The following is a 17,976-nucleotide window of genomic DNA, read 5'->3' on the forward strand; positions in this document are numbered from 1 at the left end:
CTCCTCCTTCCGAGGGATTGCCAGATCCTACCCGGGTGAGTAAATTGTGAAAATCTTCATTACCAATGGCTCCGCGGGATTCGCTCCCCGAACCCGCCGGCGCACGGTATCGAGAACAAGCGCATCCCGCTCGCGCAACCGCCTTCGCGGAGCGATCTTCGACAACTTCCGCTCGCCGGGGACGGCGCAGGGGGCCTTCCCCGGCGAGCGGCGGCACGTCGAGGCCCGCTGCGCCCATGTACTTCTGCGATGCCGGACTCCGCGCTCGCAATAGCCGCGTCCGCCCGGGACCTCAGCACGGCGACACCGGGTTCCGCAGGCCGTGAGGGGCGCCCTCATGGCTCTTAAGTCCATGGGGTGCCCCTCACGACAGGGGCGCCAACGCCGTGACCGCGTCCGGGGCCAGAGAGGTTGTGAGGGTGCCGCCCGCGGCGAGGGGCGTGCGGGACCACCACTCACCCGAGGCCGCCGGCAACTCCTGGCCGCCGATCACCAGGTCCGTGGCCAGGACCCGGCGGCCCGCCAGGTGGGCCAGGCTGGCGTCCAGCGCGGGGTCGCCGATCGTCAGCGTCTGGCGCAGTACCGGCACCGCACCGCGCGTGACCTGCTGGGACGTCGTGAGTGCGCCCGGCTTCTCGTTCGCCCGGCCCAGCACCAGGACCTCGCGCGTGTGCAGGTAAGCGTCGTCCGCCAGGGACGCCCGGAAGACGGCCGTGTGCCGGGCCCGGGCGGTGATGACCGTCGGCTCCGGGAGGTACTCCAGTGAACCGCCCTCCGCCACCGAGATGTCCACTGTGGACAGCGAACCTTCGCCGTGCAGGCCGGGCAGCGCCAAAGTAGCCGCGACACCCGAGAGCCGCAGCGACGCTCCCGGGCCGACGTGGATCGTCAGGAGGAGGTCGTCGCCGCCCAACGGGGACGTCGCCGAGTTGACCAGGTGGACCACCGCCGTCCGGCCGCCGCCACGGCGCGGGAACAGCGTCAGCGGGGCCATCGAACGCAGCTCGCGCAGGATCGTGCGTGAGCCGTCGAAGCACGCGGTCAGCCGGGCGTGGGCCTTCACCCGGCGCGGACCGGGAGCAATGACCGGACCCAGCCGGCCACCGCCGGCGCGTCCGGAGTGTCCACAAGGGACTGGGTGATCACCGGCAGCTCGCCGCGCATCCGGTGGGCGTCCGACGTCATCACGTCCATGTCCGCGCCGACCAGGTGGGCGATGTCGATCTTGTTGATCACCAGCAGGTCCGCCGTCGTGACGCCGGGGCCACCCTTGCGCGGCACCTTGTCGCCGCCCGCGACGTCGACCACGAACACCTGACTGTCGGCCAGGCCGCGGCTGAACACCGCGGTCAGGTTGTCGCCGCCGCTCTCGATGATCACCAGATCCAACCCCGGGAACTTCTCTTCCAGGCGCTCGACGGCGTCGAGGTTCGCGGTGATGTCGTCGCGGATCGCCGTGTGCGGGCACGCGCCGGTCTGCACCGCCTCGATCCGCTCCGGGTCGAGCACACCCGCGCGACGCAGGAAGTCCGCGTCCTCGGTCGTGTAGATGTCGTTCGTCACCACCGCGAGCTGGATCTCGTCGCCCAGCGCCCGGCACAGCGCCGCGGTCAGCGCCGTCTTGCCCGAACCGACCGGGCCGCCGATGCCGATCCGGTACGCACGCCCGGCCGTCGGCGCCGCGTCGTAGTGGTCGGGCTCGGCGGCCGTCGGATCGAAGTTGACCTCGTGAAAGTGCCCGTGGCCGTGACCTTCAGCTGGCAAAGAGACGCACCTCTTCCTGGTGATGCCGGGCGTGCGCCTCGGCGAACAGATCCAACCCGGGCGATCCGGGTGACGGCAGCGACGCCGGGTCGTCGCCCGCCACCGCCGCCGCGGTCTCGCACACCGACCGCAGGTCGAGCCGCGCGACGACGGCGTTGACGGCGAACGGGTCCAGCCCCAGCAACCGCACCGCCGCGCTGGCTGGCCCGCTCACCGCCAGGTAGGCGACAGCCATCGCGGCGTCGTGCGGCGAACCGCCCGCGACCCCGACCAGCGCGCCCAGCACGATCGGATGGTGGGGCCGGGGAGTTTCCGCCAGCAGCGAGGAAAGCACCGGTGACGGCCAGGAGATCCGCCCGGCCCGCGCGGTTCCCCGGCCCTGCGCCCGCGACGCCTCGCGCTGCGCGAGCGAGGGCGTCCGCGCGTCCAGCTCGGCGTCCAGCCGGGCCCAGTGTCCACTCGCGACGGACCGCGAAGCCGCATGAGCCGACGCCGCAGCGAAAACCGCCGCCAGCAGGCCCGCCGTCCGCAACCGTCCGGAAAGGAACCCCGGGAGGTCGCTTGTGGACTGAATCAGTTTTCGCGCGACGGCTTCTTCGAGCCCGCCACTGTGAACGTGCCCGCCGCCGGGGAAGCGCGAGTCCGCGAGGATGAGTGCCGAAAGGTCCATCAGAACAAGAAGTACCGTTGGGCCATCGGCAGTTCGGTCACCGGCTGCGGCTCGATCAGCTCACCGTCGACGTGCACCGCGAAGCTGTCCGGCTCGACCCGGACGTCCGGCGTGGCGTCGTTGAGCACCATGTCCGCCTTGGTCCGCACTCGGGTGTTCGACACGGCGACCAGCGGCCGCGTGATGCCGAAGGTCTCCCGCAAACCACTGTCCAAAGCGGATGGTGCGACGAAGTGCAGGCTCAGCGCGGCGCCGATGTTGGCGCCGAACATCGGCCGGGCCATGACCGGCTGCGGCGTCGGGATGGACGCGTTCGCGTCACCCATCGCCGCCCACGCGGGGAAACCGCCCTTCAACACCACGTGCGGCCGGACCCCGAAGAACTTCGGCTCCCACAGCACCAGGTCGGCCAGCTTGCCCACCTCGACCGAGCCGATCTCGGTCTCCATGCCGTGCGCGATGGCCGGGTTGATCGTGTACTTGGCGACGTAACGGCGGGCACGCAGGTTGTCGGCCGCGCCGTCGCCGGGCAGCGCGCCGCGGCGCCGTTTCATCACGTGCGCGGTCTGCCAGGTCCGGATGATCACCTCGCCGATCCGGCCCATCGCCTGCGAGTCCGAACTCATCATCGAGATCGCGCCCATGTCGTGCAGGACGTCCTCGGCCGCGATGGTCGTCGGCCGGATCCGGCTCTCGGCGAACGCGAGGTCCTCGGGCACCGACGGGTTGAGGTGGTGGCAGACCACCAGCATGTCGAGGTGCTCGTCGAGGGTGTTCGCGGTGTGCGGCCGGGTCGGGTTGGTCGACGACGGCAGGATGTTCGGCAGCGAGACGACCTGGATGATGTCCGGCGCGTGCCCGCCGCCGGCACCTTCGGTGTGGTACGCGTTGATCGAGCGGCCGCCGATGGCGTCCACAGTGGACTCCAGAAAGCCGGCCTCGTTCAGCGTGTCCGTGTGGATGGCCACCTGGACGCCGGATTCGTCGGCCACGGTCAGGCAGGCGTCGATCGCGGCGGGTGTCGTGCCCCAGTCCTCGTGCAGCTTGAACCCGCCCGCGCCGGCGGCCAGCTGCTCGCGCAGCGCCTCGTGCCGGACGGTGTTCCCCTTGCCCAGCAACAGGACGTTGACCGGGTAACCGTCCATGGCGGACAGCATCCGGCCGAGGTTCCACGCGCCGGGCGTCACGGTGGTGGCCTTCGTGCCCTCGTTCGGCCCGGTGCCGCCACCGACCAAAGTGGTCAGCCCGGCGGCGAGTGCGGTGTCGACGAGCTGCGGGCAGATGAAGTGGACGTGGCAGTCGATGCCGCCCGCGGTGAGGATCTTGCCGTTGCCGGACAGCACTTCGGTCGACGGGCCGATGACGAGCGCCGGGTCGACGCCGTCCATCGTGTCCGGGTTGCCCGCCTTGCCGATCCCGACGATCCGGCCGTCCCGCACGCCGACGTCGGCCTTGACGACGCCCCAGTGGTCGAGGATGACGGCGCCGGTGATGATCAGGTCCGGCGCACCCTCGGCGCGGGTCGCCATGCCCTGGCCCATTGACTCGCGGATCACCTTGCCGCCGCCGAAGAGGACCTCGTCGCCGGAGCCGCCCGGGCCCATCGAGCGGTCCTCGGTGACCTCGATCAGGAGGTCGGTGTCGGCGAGCCGGATCCGGTCGCCGGTGGTCGGGCCGAACAGTTCCGCGTAGCGCTCGCGGTCGATCTGCGGCATCAGAAATCTCCCGAAAATTCGGACCGCAGCCCCGGTACGCGACGGGCCCCGGCGAGCGGAACGAGGTCGACCTCACGTTCGACGCCCGGCTCGAACCGCACCGACGTGCCGGCCGGGACGTCGAGCCGGTGCCCGCGGGCGGCGTCGCGGTCGAACTCGAGGCCCGGGTTCACGGCCGCGAAGTGGTAGTGCGAGCCGACCTGCACCGGCCGGTCGCCGAGGTTGCGCACGAGCAGCCGGACGCGCTCGCGGCCCGGGTTCAGCTCCACCGGCTCGTCGCCGGGGATGATCTCGCCTGGACGCATCGAGGTCCCCCTCAGACGATCGGGTCGTGCACGGTGACGAGCTTCGTGCCGTCCGGGAACGTGGCCTCGACCTGCACGGAGTCGACCATCTCGGGCACGCCGTCGAGGACCTGGGCCCGGCCGAGCACGGTCCGGCCGCTGGCGACCAGCTCGCTGACCGTGCGGCCGTCGCGGGCGCCTTCGAGGACGTGATCGGTGATCAGCGCGACCGCCTCCGGGTAGTTGAGCCGGACCCCGCGGTCCAGCCGCTTCCGCGCGACGTCCGCCGCCACGTGGATCAGCAGCTTGTCGCGCTCCTGCGGGCTGAGGTGCATCAGCTAGGTCTATCACCCGGACCACGGCGGCGCCCGGTTCGGAAACACAGGATTTACCTGGGCTTCGTCACAGTCGGTGGCGAAAATTCTCCGGCCGGACGTCCTGCGTGACTGAATCGTTCTCGTAATCGTGACCGAAACCACCGCTTCTTTCGATTGCCCCCCGGCGATCGAGGGAGCAAGGTCTATCCATCCGTGCGATGGTGCGCGCGCTTTCCGTGCGTATCCCGTCAGCGCGACCAGCCGGGGAAGAAAGCGCACCGAAAGGTTTCGCGAAACAGTGACTACCTCCACGATCAGCAAGCCACAGCCGTCCGGCCAACCCGACGACGGCTTCCGACCGGGTCTGGAGGGCGTTGTCGCCTTCCACACCGAAATCGCCGAACCCGACCGGGACGGCGGTGCGCTGCGCTACCGCGGCGTCGACATCGAAGACCTCGCCGGAAAGGTGACCTTCGGCGACGTATGGGGTCTTCTCGTGGACGGCCGGTTCGGCCACGGCCTCCCGCCCGCCGAGCCGTTCCCGCTGCCGGTGCACACCGGCGACGTCCGGGTCGACGTCCAGGCCGCGCTGGCCATGCTGGCGCCGATCTGGGGCTACCGCCCGCTGCTCGACATCACCGACGAAGAGGCCCGTGAGCAGCTGGCCCGCGCCTCGGTGATGGCCCTGTCGTACGTCGCGCAGTCGGCTCGCGGCATCGGCCAGCCGGCCGTCCCGCAGGCCCGCGTCGACGAGGCCCAGTCGATCACCGAGCGCTTCCTGGTCCGCTGGCGCGGCGAGCCGGACCCGGCCCACGTCCGGGCGCTGGACGCCTACTGGGTGTCGGCCGCCGAGCACGGCCTCAACGCGTCGACCTTCACCGCCCGCGTCATCGCCTCGACCGGCGCTGACGTCGCGGCGGCCATGTCCGGCGCGATCGGCGCGATGTCCGGCCCGCTGCACGGCGGCGCCCCGGCGCGCGTGCTGCCGATGATCGAAGAAGTCGAACGCACCGGTGACGCCGCCGGCCTGGTCAAGGGCATCCTCGACCGCAAGGAGCGGCTGATGGGCTTCGGCCACCGCGTCTACCGCGCGGAGGACCCGCGGGCCCGCGTGCTGCGGCGCACCTGCCAGGAACTGGGTGCCGAGCGCTACGAGGTCGCCGCGGCGCTGGAGCAGGCCGCGCTGAAGGAGCTGCGCGAGCGGCGTCCGGATCACCCGATCGAGACGAACGTCGAGTTCTGGGCCGCCGTGATCCTGGACTTCGCGCAGGTCCCGCCGCACATGATGCCGTCGATGTTCAGCTCGGCGCGCACCGCCGGCTGGGCCGCGCACATCCTGGAGCAGAAGCGGACCGGACGCCTGGTGCGGCCGTCGGCCAAGTACGTCGGCCCGGCGCCGCGCACGCCGGAAGACGTCGAAGGCTGGGAACTGGTCACCAAGCACTGACCGCCGCGAGCGGGGCTGACGCGGGGTCAGCCCCGCTCGTGCGCGTCGGTGGCGGCGAGCATCGCGGTGAGCTGGTCGACGAGCCAGCCGTCCAGGGATTCGCGGGGCACCGTGCGTTCTTGGAGCCAGCTCAGCAGCGCGCCTTCGACGACCGCCGTCCAGCAACGCAGGGTCAGCAGCAGCAACGGCGACGGGTCCGTGACGTCGAGCGCGTCGAGGATCAGGGCGACCGCGCGGTTGCGGACGGCGTCGATCGCCGCGTCCGTTTCGGACGTCGCGATCACGGATCCACTGCGCAGCAAGGCGATGTAGCCCGCGCGGTAGTTGTCCGCGACGTCGATCAGGCCGCGGACGGCCGCGCGCAACCGCACCTCCGGCGGCCCCTCGTCGAGCCCGGCGAGGCCGTCGATCAACCCGTCGGTGACGGTGCGCAGCGCCTCGACCTGGAGTTCGCGCAGGTTGGGGAAGTACCGGTAGAACAACGGCCGCGACACCTCGGCCGCCGCGACGATGTCGTCCACCGTGACCAGTTCCGGCGGCCGTGACCCGAAGAGGTCGAGCGCGGCGCGGATCAGGTCGTCGCGGCGGGCCTGCGGCGACATCCGCCGCGGCCGGCGGACGGTCAAGGGGTGACGTCCAGCTTCGCCGCCGCTCGCAGCAGCCCCGGCGTCAGTCGCGAAAGGACCAGCGCGACCTTCGACTCCGGAGTGGACGGTGCGATCGCCGTGTTCTTCTCCACCGCCCGCAGGATGTCCTTCGCGACGCCCTCCGGCCCGAATCCGCGGCGCGCGTACAGCTTCGAGCTTTCCTTCTGCCGCCGCCGTTGCTCCTCTTCGGACACCCCGACGAACCGCGTGGTGTTGGTGATGTTGGTCTTGACGATGCCCGGGCACACGGCCGTGACGCCGATGCGGTCCGCGGCGAGCTCGGCGCGCAGGCAGACGCTCAGCGTCAGCACGGCGAATTTCGTGGTGGCGTAAGCGGAAAGGATCTTCGACGGCAGGTAGGCCGCGGCGGACGCCAGGTTGACGATCTGGCCGCCTTCGGCCCGCTCGGCGAGCATCGGCGCGAACGCGCGGCAGCCGTGGATGACCCCCCAGAGGTTGACGTCGATGACGCGTTCCCAGTCCTCGACGGACGTGTCGAGGAACGATCCGGACATGCCGATCCCGGCGTTGTTGACCACGATGTCCGGCACGCCGTGCTCGGCCTTGACCCGCTCGGCGAACCGGTGCACGGCGGGGCCGTCACTGGAGTCCACTGTGTACTCGGCGGCGTCGACCCCCTTGTCCTGCAGGAGTTTCACGGTCTCCGCGGCCGCGTTCGGATCGATGTCGGTGATGACGACGTCGGCGCCCTCGTCGGCGAAGGCGAGCGCGGTGGCGCGGCCGATGCCGCTGCCCGCGCCGGTCACGACGACCAGCCGGTGCGCGAACCGGCCTTGTTTCGGTCCGACTTTCGCCTTCCGGAGAGCGCGGCTCTCGGCGCCGTTTTCGGCGTACTCGATCAACTCGGCGGCGGCGTCCGCGATGACCTTCGGCTTGGTGCGGGTCACCCAGTGCGTCCCGACGATCCGGCGAACCCGCAGGTCGGGGACCCATTCGGCGATCTCGGTCTGCAGCGGCGTCGTGACGAAGGCGTCGCCGGTCGGGGCCAGCACCTGCACCGGGACGTCGGCGTTACGAGGAGTCGGGCGGCTCAGCCGGGTGAACATGTTCGCGCGGTACAGCTCGAGGCCGTTGACGCCGTCCTTGGTGCTCGGCTTCGCGGCGCCGGGGTCCATCCGGGCGATCTGCGCGGGCATGATGCCGGTGCGCCAGAGCAGCGGCGGGAGGAACGGGAGCTGGAACGCGAGGATGTACCAGGAGTGCAGGAACTGGGTGAGCGCGTTCTTGATCTTCTTCGGCGACGGGCGGGTCAGCTGAGCGCGGAACCACGCGCCGGCGTGGTCGAGGCTCGGCCCGGAGACCGAGGTGAAGGACGCGACGCGTCCGCGCAGGCCATCGCCGGTGACGGCGTGCCAGGTCTGGATGGACCCCCAGTCGTGGGCCAGCAGGTGCACTCTGCCATTCGGCTGCACCTCGTCGACGACGGCCTTGAGGTCATCGGCCAGCTGGTCCAGCCGATAGGACGAGCGTCCTGACGGCTTGCCCGACTGTCCGGCCCCGCGAACGTCGTAGGTGACCACGCGGTGCTTGCCGCGCAGCTCGGCTTTGACGCCGTCCCACATCGAGCTGTTGTCGGGATAGCCGTGCACGAGCACGACCGTGGGGCCGTCATCACGGCCGTCGATCTCGACCGAGAGGCGGACACCGTCGCTGGCTGTCACCCACGTGTGAGGCATTCTGTCATGTTAGACAACTTGTCAATAAGACGGCGGCTGATCATTCACCCTTGCGGGGGCTACCGGATGGTCGCCGTTCGTGCATTTTCCTTGTATGACAGCGTTTTTGTGGTTCCACGGGAAACCATGAGCGATCTTGCAAGGCGGCGCGCCGGGGAGGTGCTCCACGGATCGGTGATGTCGAGGTGGTCGGTTGGGGTCGGGCCGGGTTTGGGACGGCGCGAACGGGCCGTTCGCGCCTGATGGGGCACGAACGGCCCACCCGCGCCGGGCTGGACCGGCTCGAAAGGGCCACTCGCGCCTGGCAGGGCCCCAACGACCACTCGTACCGGGATTGGAACGGCATGAACGGACCGTTCGCGTCAGATGTGACACCAGCGGGCCGCTCGTGAAAGGGCCACTCACGCCCGGTCCGAAACGAACGGGCCACTCACGCGCACGGCAGAGCGCCAACGGACCAATCGCGCTGGGATCGGAGCAACGCGAAAGGGCCACTCGCGCCCGAAAGGCACCAACGGGCCACTCGCGCTGGGATCGGAGCGACGCGAAAGGGCCGCTCGCGCCCGGTCCGAAATGAACGGGCCACTCACGCGCACGGCAGAGCGCCAACGGGCCACTCGCAGCGGGGTCGGAGCAGCACGAGAGGGCCGCTCGCGCCCGATAGGGCACCAACGGACCACTCACACCGGGATCGGAGCGACGCGAAAGGGCCACTCGCGCCCGAAAAGGCACCAACGGGCCACCCGCGCCGGGATCGGAGCCACGAAAGGGCCCATCGCGCCGCGACCAGAACCGCGCGAAAGGGCCACTCGCGCCGGACCAGCCGCGAGCGGGCCCACCGGCACCCAACCCAAAACCAGGCCAAAAGCCCAGGTCAGAGACACACAAAGCAACCCAGCCGACAACTCTGTCCACCGATCGGCTGACAGCCAGGTTCAGCCGCGCGTTGGTCGGAATCCGCGCCTCCGAGGACCAAGCTGAACCCATGACCACAGCAGTGAGCGTGCGCGGCCTGCGCAAGCAGTACCCCGGTCACCTCGCGGTGGCCGGCCTTGATCTGGACATCGCGCCGGGTGAGGTGTTCTCCCTGCTCGGACCGAACGGGGCCGGGAAGACCACCACCGTCGAGATTCTCGAGGGTCACCGACAGCGGACCAGCGGCGAAGTCACCGTGCTCGGCGAGGACCCCGGCAAGGCCGGGCGGGAATGGCGCTCCAAGATCGGCATCGTCTTGCAGACCGCAAATGATGCGGCTGAACTGAGCGTCGCCGAGACCGTGCGGCACTTCGCGAAGTACTACCCCGACCCGCGCGATCCCGATGAGGTGATCGAGAAGGTCGGGCTCACCGAGAAGGCCAAGTCGCGGGTCAAGTCGCTTTCCGGTGGGCAACGGCGGCGGGTCGACGTCGCGCTCGGCATCATCGGACGGCCTGAACTGCTCTTCCTCGACGAGCCCACGACGGGCTTCGACCCCGAGGCGCGGCGTCATTTTTGGTCCCTGATCAGCGACCTCGCCGGTGAGGGCACGACCATCCTGCTCACCACCCACTACCTCGACGAGGCCGAGGCGCTCGCCGACCGGGTCGCGGTGATCGCGCGCGGGGAGATCGTCGCGCAGGACACGCCGCAGAACCTCGGGGGCCGGGCCAGTGCCGAGGCCACCGTGCACTGGACCGACGAGCGCGGTGAGCACACCGAGCGCACCGCGTACCCGACCAAGCTGGTCAACCAGCTCTCCGCGGGCGGGCGCGAGCTGGCGAACCTCACCGTGACCAGGCCCAGCCTGGAGGACATCTACCTGGACCTGATCGGAGACATGGCATGACCACCCTCGCCCTGCCCGGCCCACTCACGCTGGGCCTGGCCCGCGGCGGCACCGAGCTGCGGCAGTTCTTCCGGCACAAGGAACAGGTGGTCTTCACCTTCTCCCTGCCCGCCGTGCTGATGATCCTGCTCGGGTCCATCCTGGACGGTCCGACCGCGCTGGCCGGCGTCACGTCGGGGCAGCTGCTCGCCGCCGGGATGATCGGTTCGGGCATCGTCTCGACGTCGTTCAACAGCATCGCCACCGGTGTCTCGGCCGACCGGGAGACCGGCGCGCTCAAGCGCTTGCGCGGCACGCCGATGCCGTCGTCGTCCTACTTCATCGGCAAGATGGTGCTGGTCGCGGTGTCCAGCCTGGCCCAGACCGTGCTGATGGTCGCCGTCAGCATGCTGCTCTTCGGGCTGAAACTGCCGACCGAGCCTTCGAAGTGGCTGACGCTGCTGTGGGTGTTCGTGCTCGGCATCGTGTCGTGCACGCTGCTCGGGATCGCGCTCAGCTCGCTCGCAAAATCCACCACCGGCGCGGTGGCCGTGGTGCAGATGCTGTACCTGGTGCTGCAGTTCATCTCCGGCGTGTTCGTCACGCCGATCACGAACCTGCCGAAGATCATGGTGGACATCGCGTCGTTCTTCCCGCTCAAATGGATCTGCCAGGGCTTCCGGTCGGTGTTCCTGCCGGATGGCGCGGTCGGAATGGAGATGGCTGGCTCATGGGAACTGCCTCGGGTGGCGCTGGTGCTGGGGATCTGGTGCGTGGCGGGGCTGGTGCTGGCGCGGCTGAGCTTCCGGTGGACCGACGGGAAGTGAGCGACGCCTGGGACCGGTTCAACTGGCTCTGGGAGATCCTCTTCGCGGTGGCGTACGTCGCCACGACCGTCCTGGTGCTGCTGGACGAGACCGATCCGGTCCGCAGCGTCGTGGCCGTCGGGGCGCTCACCGCGCTCGTGCTGGTGTACCTGTTCTGGGGCCGCGGGATCGTCCGCGACGACGGGCACGCGCAGCAGCTCTGGGCGTTCGCCGGCCTGGTCGTGCTGCTGGTCGCGACCGCGGTGCTCGCCAACACCACGGCCAGCTTCATCCTGTTCATGGCCTGCCCGCTGCTGTTCATGACCCTCGAGTTCCGGCCCGCGGCGGTGCTGACCACGGCGACGATCCTGTTCAGCCCCGCGGCGTCGATCGTCAACAACGGGCTCAAGGGCCCGGTGCTGCACATCCTGCTGCCGATGACCGCGATCCTCGTCGTGTTCGGGGTGCTGTCCGGCAAGTTCATCCTGCACGTCATCGAGGAGAGCCGGGCACGCGCCGACCTAATCGACCGGCTGGAGGAGAGCCAGGCCGAGGTCTCCCGGCTCTCCCGCGAGGCGGGCACGGCGGCCGAGCGCGAGCGGCTCGCCCGCGAAATCCACGACACGCTGGCCCAGGGCTTCACCAGCATCGTCACCCTCGCCCAGGCCATCGAGTCCGAAGTGGACACCGACCCGGCGGCGGCGCGGCGGCACGCCGAACTGGCCGCCCGCACCGCGCGGGAGAACCTCGCCGAGGCCCGCACGATGGTCGCCGCGCTCGCGCCGGACGACCTCACGAGCGGCTCCCTCGTCGACGCCGTCCGCCGGCTGACCGATCGGCTCGGCGACGAGACCGGGCTGGCCGTCCGGTACGAAGTGGACAGTGACCTGCCCGCGCTGGCCATGGCCGCCGAGGTGGTCCTGCTGCGCGGGGCGCAGGAGGCGCTGAACAACGTCCGGCGGCACGCGACGGCCGGCGCGGTGGTGGTCCGGCTGTCCCTTGTGGACGACGCGGTCCGGCTGGACGTCCGGGACGACGGCGCCGGGTTCGACCCGGACCGCGTCACCGGGTTCGGCTTGCGGGGCATGCGGTCCCGTGCGGAACAGGTGGGTGGGACGCTGAGCGTCCGCAGCGGCGCCGACGGCACCGAACTGACCCTGGAGGTGCCCGCGTGATCCGCATCATGCTCGTCGACGACCACCCCGTCGTCCGCGAAGGGCTGCGCGGCATGCTCGAAGCCGAACCCGACCTGACGGTCGTGGGCGAAGCGGGCTCCGGGGACGAAGCCGTCGCGCTCGACCGCGTCGCGCAGCCGGACGTCGTGCTGATGGACCTGCGGATGCCCGGCCTGGACGGCGTCGGCGCGACCAGGCGGATCCTGCATGAGCAGCCGTCACGCCGGATCGTCGTGCTCACGACGTACGAGACGGACGCGGACATCCTGCGCGCGGTCGAGGCCGGCGCGTCCGGCTACCTGCTGAAGGACGCGTCCCGCACGGAGCTGGCGAACGCGATCCGCGCGGCGTCACGCGGCGAGACGGTGCTGGCGCCGTCGGTGGCGGGCAAGCTGGTCAACCGCGTCCGCAACCCGGAGCCGCAGACGCTGTCGGCGCGCGAGGTGGAGGTGCTGCGCCTGGTCGCGAAGGGCGGCACGAACGCGGACATCGGCCGCGCGCTGCACATCAGCGAGGCGACGGTGAAGACGCACCTGCTCCGGACGTTCGGCAAGCTCGGTGTGTCGGACCGCACGGCCGCCGTGACCACGGCGATGGCCCGGAACCTGCTCACCTGAGCGTCGCGCGGCAGAATGCCCGCATGCTTGAGTCGACCGAACACGCCCTGCTCCGCCGGATCGCCCGCGAGCAGGCGACCTGCCGGGCTCCGTCGCTGGTGGCCGCCGTGGTGCGGGACGGGGAGATCGTCTGGTCCGGGAGCCGCGGGCGCGTCGGGGGCGACGTGCCCGGCACCGACACCCAGTACCGGCTGGGCTCGATCACCAAGACCCTCGTCGCCACCGCCGTCATGCGGCTGCGCGACGAAGGCCTGCTGGACCTCAACGACCCGCTCGAGCGGCACGTCCCGGGCACGCCGTTCGGCGCCGCGACCGTCGCCCAGCTGCTCTCCCACACCTCCGGCCTGACGTCCGAGTCGCCCGGCCAGTGGTGGGAGCGCACCCCCGGCGCCGACTGGGACGCGCTCGTCGGCAGCCTCGCCGACGGCGCGACCAAGCACCGGCCCGGGGCGAAGTTCCACTACTCGAACGTCGGTTACGGCGTGCTCGGCGAGCTCATCGCCCGCCACCGCGGCAAGGACTGGCTGTCCGTGCTGAACGAGGAGATCCTCGCCCCGCTCGGGATGACCCGCACCACCCCGCACCCGGTCGGCGCGCACGCCGACGGTTTCGCCGTGCACCCCTTCGCCGACGTCCTGCTGCCGGAGCCCAGCCCCGACGCCGGCGCGATGGCGCCCGCCGGGCAGCTGTGGTCCACGGCGGCCGATCTGGGCCGTTGGACGTCGTTCCTCGGCGGCCACACCGGCGGCGTGCTCAGCCCGGACACGCTCGAGCAGATGCGCACGATGGTGACCGTCGACGACACCGACGTCTGGACCACCGGGTTCGGGCTCGGCCTGATGCTGGTGCGCTACCAGGGCCGCCGGCTGGCCGGGCACACCGGCTCGATGCCCGGGTTCCTCGCCGCGTCCCTGGTCGACCCGGTCGCGGGGACCGGCGCGCTGGTGCTGGCGAACTCGACGTCCGGGGTCGGCATCACGCCGCTGGCCCTGGACCTCATCACGATGACCGACGAGCTGGAGCCGCGCCTGCCCGCGGAGTGGCAACCGTCCACTGTGGACCCAGCCCTGCTGGCGCTGACCGGGCTCTGGCACTGGGGCCCGACGCCGTACCACCTGCGGATCCAGGGTGACGGCCTGCTCCTGCTGTCCCCGGCCGAGGGGCCCGGCCGGGGCTCGCGCTTCCGCGAGACGGACAAGGACACCTACCTCGGCCTCGACGGCTACTACTCCGGCGAGACGCTCAAGGTGGGCCGCGACGGCGATGGCGTCGCGACCCACCTCGACCTGGCGACGTTCGTCTTCACGCGCACGCCGTACGACCCGGCCGCGCCGGTGCCGGGCGGCGTCGACGGCTGGCGCTGAGCGCTGAGGAGGGGCCCCGCTCACACCCCCAGTCGAGGTGAGCGGGGCCCTCAGGCCAGCGCCGCCGTGCCCGCCGAGAAGGCGACGGCGGCGGAGAACCGGTGGGCGACGCGCTTGCCCTCGCCCCAGTCGTACAAGCCGAACTTCAGGTTGGTCTGGACGGTGAGCGTCGATCCCCCGCCGGACGGCGCGACCGTCGCGGTGATCTCCTGGCCCCAGCTGAGCAGGCTCATCCCGGTGCGGAAGGACACGAACCCGCGGTGCGGCTCGTAGTACGGACCCTGTCCGCCGACCGCCGCGACCCCGGCGGGGAGGGCGTTCCAGAGCACCTCGGGCGGCACCGGGAAGCTCTGCTGCACTGTCTTCATGGCAAGGAAAGCTACCGGCGGGCCGGAGCGCTGGGACCCGTGTTTTTACGGTCACGGTGGACGCCCACGAGGCCGATCGCGCAGCCGTCACCCGCCGGAAGGCCCACCACGAGGTGGTCCGAGGGCCAGCCGGCGAGCCAAAGACGCCGTCGGTCACGCAACTCCTCGGCGATGTCGGCCGGGACGGCGGGCAGGTGGAACCTGGTCCGCCAGTCGCCCGGCAGCACCATCCAGCCGTCGACCGGTTCGCCGGCGCGGACGTCGAGGGCCGCGGCCGCGACCGGCGTCCAGTCGTCGCTCGCCAGGCACCGCGCCGGGCCGGCGAGGTCCGATCGCCACAGGGCGAGCGCCGTCACGGCGATCAGGGCGGGGACCGGCAGGAGCCACGGCAGCCAGCCACCGTTGACGACGATCGTCACGACCTCGAGGCCGACGGCGAAGACGGCGACCGTCCAGACCGCCGCGGTGGCGGCCAGCAGCCGGCGTCGCAAGGACGCGCGTCGCTGCACCGGCCGAAGCGGCCGGAGACGGGTCAGGCCGTAGACCGTCACCCCGAGGAAGAGCGTGAGGAACACCGCGGCGTACGCGACGTCGGCGCCGTGCGGCGGGTGCGCTGCCAACCCGTACCCGATCCCGGCGGCCGCCAGCAGCCATGCCACGACACCTACTGTCCGGCGCACCTGCGATCACCTCCTCCGGCGGGTGAAACTATCGATCATGGAGGGCGGCGAAAACCGGATTTCCGGCGAAACGGTCGCCGTCCCGCTGCCCGGAACAGCGGTGATTCCACATACCGGACAGTTCCGCACCGCTTCGACCTGCCCAGTCCCGACCTGAGAGACTGGCCACATGACCGACGCTGAGTTGACCATCCCCGCAGACCTCAAGCCGGCCGACGGCCGCTTCGGCTGCGGACCGTCGAAGGTCCGCGCCGAGCAGCTGAGCGCCCTGGCGGAGTCCGGCTCCACCTACCTCGGCACGTCGCACCGGCAGAAGCCGGTCAAGTCGCTCGTCGGGCGCGTCCGGGCCGGGCTGTCCGAGCTGTTCTCCCTCCCCGAGGGCTACGAGGTGATCCTCGGCAACGGCGGCACCACGGCCTTCTGGGACGCCGCCGCGTTCGGCCTCGTCCGCGAGCGCTCGCAGCACTTCACCTACGGCGAGTTCTCCTCGAAGTTCGCCTCCGTCACCAAGGGCGCGCCGTTCCTGGCCGACCCGATCGTCGTCAAGGCCGACGCGGGTAGCGCGCCGGACATCGCCTACGAAGCCGGCGCGGACCTGGTCGGCTGGGCGCACAACGAGACGTCGACCGGGGTCGCCGTCCCGGTCCGCCGTCCCGAAGGCTCCGGTGACGCGCTCGTCGCGATCGACGCCACCTCCGGCGCCGGCGGCCTCCCGGTCAAGGCCGAGGACTTCGACGTCTACTACTTCGCGCCGCAGAAGTCGTTCGCCGCGGACGGCGGCCTGTGGATCGCGCTGGCCTCGCCCGCCGCGGTCGAGCGGATCGGCGAGATCGGCGGCGGCGACCGCTGGATCCCGGAGTTCCTGTCGCTGACCACCGCGCTGGACAACTCGCGCAAGGACCAGACGTACAACACCCCGGCCGTGGCCACGCTGTTCCTGCTCGCCGAGCAGATCGAGTGGATGAACGGCCAGGGCGGCCTCGAGTGGACCACCGCGCGCACGAAGGACTCGTCGTCGCGGCTGTACGAGTGGGCCGAGAAGACGAGCTACACCACGCCGTTCGTGAAGGACCCGGAGCTGCGCTCGCAGGTCGTCGGCACGGTCGACTTCACCGACGAGGTCGACGCCGCCGCGGTGGCGAAGGTGCTGCGCGCCAACGGGATCGTCGACACCGAGCCGTACCGCAAGCTGGGCCGCAACCAGCTGCGCGTCGGCCTGTTCCCGGCCATCGACCCGGACGACGTCTCGAAGCTCACGCAGAGCATCGAGTACGTCGTCGAGCGCCTGGGCTGATCCGACCGCTTTAGTCCGTGAAGGCCACCTTGAGGGACTCTGAGTCCCTCAAGGTGGCCTTCACGGCTTTCAGGCGAGGGGCAGCGAAAGCCGCCAGGACCAGCAGAGCCAGACCGAAGAGTTCGTAGGACTCCGTCGCGAGCCACCAGCCGACCGAGGACGCCGGGCGCGGGGCGAACCACATCGGGCCGGCGATGAACAGCGCCAGCCCGGCCACGACGACCGCGCCCGCCCACCACGTCACCACGCGGTCGGTCCGCCGAGAACGGACGCCGTAGTACCCGGCCAGCACCAGGATCGGGACGCACCACGTCCAGTGGTGGGTCCACGAGATCGGCGACACGAGCAGCCCGCCGAGCGCGCACGCCGTCAGCCCCAGCACCGGCTCGGCCGCCCGCACGATCACCACCGCGACCACGGCCATCACGGCGAGCGCGGCCAGCAGCCACCCGGCGTTCCCGGCGGTCTCCGGCAGGCCGATCCGCGTCACCAGGCCGCGCAGCGACTGGTTGCCGACGTAGTCGACCCCGCCGATGCGGCCCGCGTCGAAGACGAGCTTCGTCCAGTACGTGAAGGACGCCGACGGCCGGATCAGCCACAGCAGCGCGCCGGCCGCCACGAAGCCGGCGACCACCCGCGCGGCCGACTTGAAGTCGCGGCGGAAGAGGAAGTAGACGACGAACACCGCCGGCGTCAGCTTGATCGCCGCGGCCACGCCGATCAGCAGGCCCTTCGTCCGCCCGCGCCGGCCCGGCAGCAGGACGTCGAGCACCACCAGCAGCATGAGCAGCGCGTTGATCTGCCCGAAGCCGAGCGTCGAGCGCACCGGCTCGAGCAGGGCGCCGGCCAGCTGCGCGACGATCGCGACGAGCGCCGCCACCGCCCGGCCGTGGACCTTCGACGGGTCGGTCAGGGAACCGTTGAGCGTCGCGATGTAGAGGTAGGCGACCACGCCGGTGGCGACGATCGAAGCGATGCTGACCAGCTTCATCGTCACCGCGAACGGCAGCAGCGTGCCCGGCAGGAACACCGCCGCCGCGAACGGCGTGTAGGTGAACGGCAGCAGGATCTGGTGCGTGGTCGGCACCCAGGCGTCGTACGGCGAGCCCTGCTGGGCCAGCGCCCTCGCGCCGCCCAGGTAGACCTCCAGGTCGAGACCGTCGAACCGCTTCAGCACGAGCACCAGCAGGACGGCCGCGATCTCGAGCACGGCCAGCACCCACGCGAGCTTCCGCCCCGACCACTGTGACATCCGGGGCTTCGCCCCGGGCCGGGGGCTCCGCCACCCGGAACCCCCGAAAAGCCGCCCCGCCAACACCACGCGTCC

The 17,976-nt window shown here is 71.0% G+C and carries 18 protein-coding genes; 7 read left to right on the forward strand and 11 right to left on the reverse strand.

Annotated elements, in window-relative coordinates; translation table 11 throughout:
• Positions 1 to 364: 364 nt before the first annotated feature.
• From ACGFMK_RS01395 to ACGFMK_RS01420, 6 genes are read right to left on the reverse strand one after another with little or no spacing between them, the layout of a single operon-like run.
• Complete coding sequence (locus tag ACGFMK_RS01395; protein WP_392756677.1) at positions 365 to 1,063, reverse strand: urease accessory protein UreD; 699 nt, start codon at positions 1,061 to 1,063, stop codon at positions 365 to 367.
• On the reverse strand, positions 1,060 to 1,764 hold the full coding sequence (ureG, locus tag ACGFMK_RS01400; protein ID WP_392756682.1) for an urease accessory protein UreG: 705 nt from the start codon (positions 1,762 to 1,764) through the stop codon (positions 1,060 to 1,062). Before ureG ends, ACGFMK_RS01395 begins: the two co-directional genes overlap by 4 nt.
• Positions 1,754 to 2,434, reverse strand: a complete 681-nt coding sequence (locus ACGFMK_RS01405; protein ID WP_392756687.1) for an urease accessory protein UreF — start codon at positions 2,432 to 2,434, stop codon at positions 1,754 to 1,756. Before ACGFMK_RS01405 ends, ureG begins: the two co-directional genes overlap by 11 nt.
• Complete coding sequence (locus ACGFMK_RS01410) at positions 2,434 to 4,149, reverse strand: urease subunit alpha (protein WP_392756690.1); 1,716 nt, start codon at positions 4,147 to 4,149, stop codon at positions 2,434 to 2,436. Before ACGFMK_RS01410 ends, ACGFMK_RS01405 begins: the two co-directional genes overlap by 1 nt.
• Complete coding sequence (locus tag ACGFMK_RS01415; RefSeq protein ID WP_392756696.1) at positions 4,149 to 4,454, reverse strand: urease subunit beta; 306 nt, start codon at positions 4,452 to 4,454, stop codon at positions 4,149 to 4,151. The genes ACGFMK_RS01410 and ACGFMK_RS01415 overlap by 1 nt, the downstream gene beginning before the upstream one ends.
• Positions 4,455 to 4,465: 11 nt before the next feature.
• A complete protein-coding gene (locus tag ACGFMK_RS01420; RefSeq protein WP_328448361.1) occupies positions 4,466 to 4,768 on the reverse strand; it encodes an urease subunit gamma in 303 nt (100 codons plus the stop codon).
• Positions 4,769 to 5,048: 280 nt separating this feature from the next.
• Between ACGFMK_RS01420 and ACGFMK_RS01425 the strand changes: the two genes are divergently transcribed.
• Positions 5,049 to 6,197, forward strand: a complete 1,149-nt coding sequence (locus ACGFMK_RS01425; protein WP_392756700.1) for a citrate synthase 2 — start codon at positions 5,049 to 5,051, stop codon at positions 6,195 to 6,197.
• A 26-nt stretch (positions 6,198 to 6,223) separates the two neighbouring features.
• Here the strand turns inward: ACGFMK_RS01425 and ACGFMK_RS01430 are convergent, their stop codons facing one another.
• Complete coding sequence (locus ACGFMK_RS01430; RefSeq protein WP_392757558.1) at positions 6,224 to 6,799, reverse strand: TetR/AcrR family transcriptional regulator; 576 nt, start codon at positions 6,797 to 6,799, stop codon at positions 6,224 to 6,226.
• Positions 6,800 to 6,819: 20 nt separating this feature from the next.
• Positions 6,820 to 8,526, reverse strand: coding sequence for an SDR family oxidoreductase (locus ACGFMK_RS01435; RefSeq protein WP_392757560.1), 1,707 nt, complete (start codon positions 8,524 to 8,526; stop codon positions 6,820 to 6,822).
• Between the two features lie 1,000 nt (positions 8,527 to 9,526).
• On the opposite strand from ACGFMK_RS01435, the gene ACGFMK_RS01440 reads away from it, so the two are divergent.
• The 5 genes from ACGFMK_RS01440 to ACGFMK_RS01460 are packed head-to-tail and all read left to right on the forward strand — an operon-like array spanning position 9,527 to position 14,307.
• Positions 9,527 to 10,366: an ABC transporter ATP-binding protein gene (locus tag ACGFMK_RS01440; protein WP_392756704.1), complete on the forward strand. Its 840-nt coding sequence runs from the start codon at positions 9,527 to 9,529 to the stop codon at positions 10,364 to 10,366.
• The gene (locus ACGFMK_RS01445; protein ID WP_392756707.1) at positions 10,363 to 11,172 is read left to right on the forward strand and encodes an ABC transporter permease; all 810 of its coding nucleotides are present in this window, start codon (positions 10,363 to 10,365) and stop codon (positions 11,170 to 11,172) included. The genes ACGFMK_RS01440 and ACGFMK_RS01445 overlap by 4 nt, the downstream gene beginning before the upstream one ends.
• Entirely contained in the window at positions 11,169 to 12,326 is a 1,158-nt protein-coding gene (locus ACGFMK_RS01450) for a sensor histidine kinase (protein ID WP_392756710.1), read from the forward strand. The genes ACGFMK_RS01445 and ACGFMK_RS01450 overlap by 4 nt, the downstream gene beginning before the upstream one ends.
• The gene (locus ACGFMK_RS01455; protein WP_392756714.1) at positions 12,323 to 12,943 is read left to right on the forward strand and encodes a response regulator; all 621 of its coding nucleotides are present in this window, start codon (positions 12,323 to 12,325) and stop codon (positions 12,941 to 12,943) included. Before ACGFMK_RS01450 ends, ACGFMK_RS01455 begins: the two co-directional genes overlap by 4 nt.
• A gap of 23 nt (positions 12,944 to 12,966) precedes the next feature.
• Positions 12,967 to 14,307 (forward strand): serine hydrolase domain-containing protein, encoded by a 1,341-nt coding sequence (locus ACGFMK_RS01460; RefSeq protein ID WP_392756717.1) that lies wholly within the window; start codon positions 12,967 to 12,969, stop codon positions 14,305 to 14,307.
• Between the two features lie 50 nt (positions 14,308 to 14,357).
• On the opposite strand, the gene ACGFMK_RS01465 is transcribed toward ACGFMK_RS01460, so the two are convergent.
• On the reverse strand, positions 14,358 to 14,675 hold the full coding sequence (locus ACGFMK_RS01465; RefSeq protein WP_392756720.1) for a hypothetical protein: 318 nt from the start codon (positions 14,673 to 14,675) through the stop codon (positions 14,358 to 14,360).
• A gap of 11 nt (positions 14,676 to 14,686) precedes the next feature.
• On the reverse strand, positions 14,687 to 15,334 hold the full coding sequence (locus ACGFMK_RS01470; protein WP_392756722.1) for a hypothetical protein: 648 nt from the start codon (positions 15,332 to 15,334) through the stop codon (positions 14,687 to 14,689).
• Positions 15,335 to 15,524: 190 nt separating this feature from the next.
• On the opposite strand from ACGFMK_RS01470, the gene serC reads away from it, so the two are divergent.
• Complete coding sequence (serC, locus tag ACGFMK_RS01475) at positions 15,525 to 16,649, forward strand: phosphoserine transaminase (protein WP_392756725.1); 1,125 nt, start codon at positions 15,525 to 15,527, stop codon at positions 16,647 to 16,649.
• A gap of 10 nt (positions 16,650 to 16,659) precedes the next feature.
• Here the strand turns inward: serC and ACGFMK_RS01480 are convergent, their stop codons facing one another.
• Positions 16,660 to 17,901: a glycosyltransferase 87 family protein gene (locus ACGFMK_RS01480; protein WP_392756728.1), complete on the reverse strand. Its 1,242-nt coding sequence runs from the start codon at positions 17,899 to 17,901 to the stop codon at positions 16,660 to 16,662.
• Positions 17,902 to 17,976 lie beyond the last annotated feature (75 nt).

Origin of the sequence: Amycolatopsis sp. NPDC049252 (assembly GCF_043197175.1) — a bacterium.
Lineage (GTDB): Bacteria > Actinomycetota > Actinomycetes > Mycobacteriales > Pseudonocardiaceae > Amycolatopsis.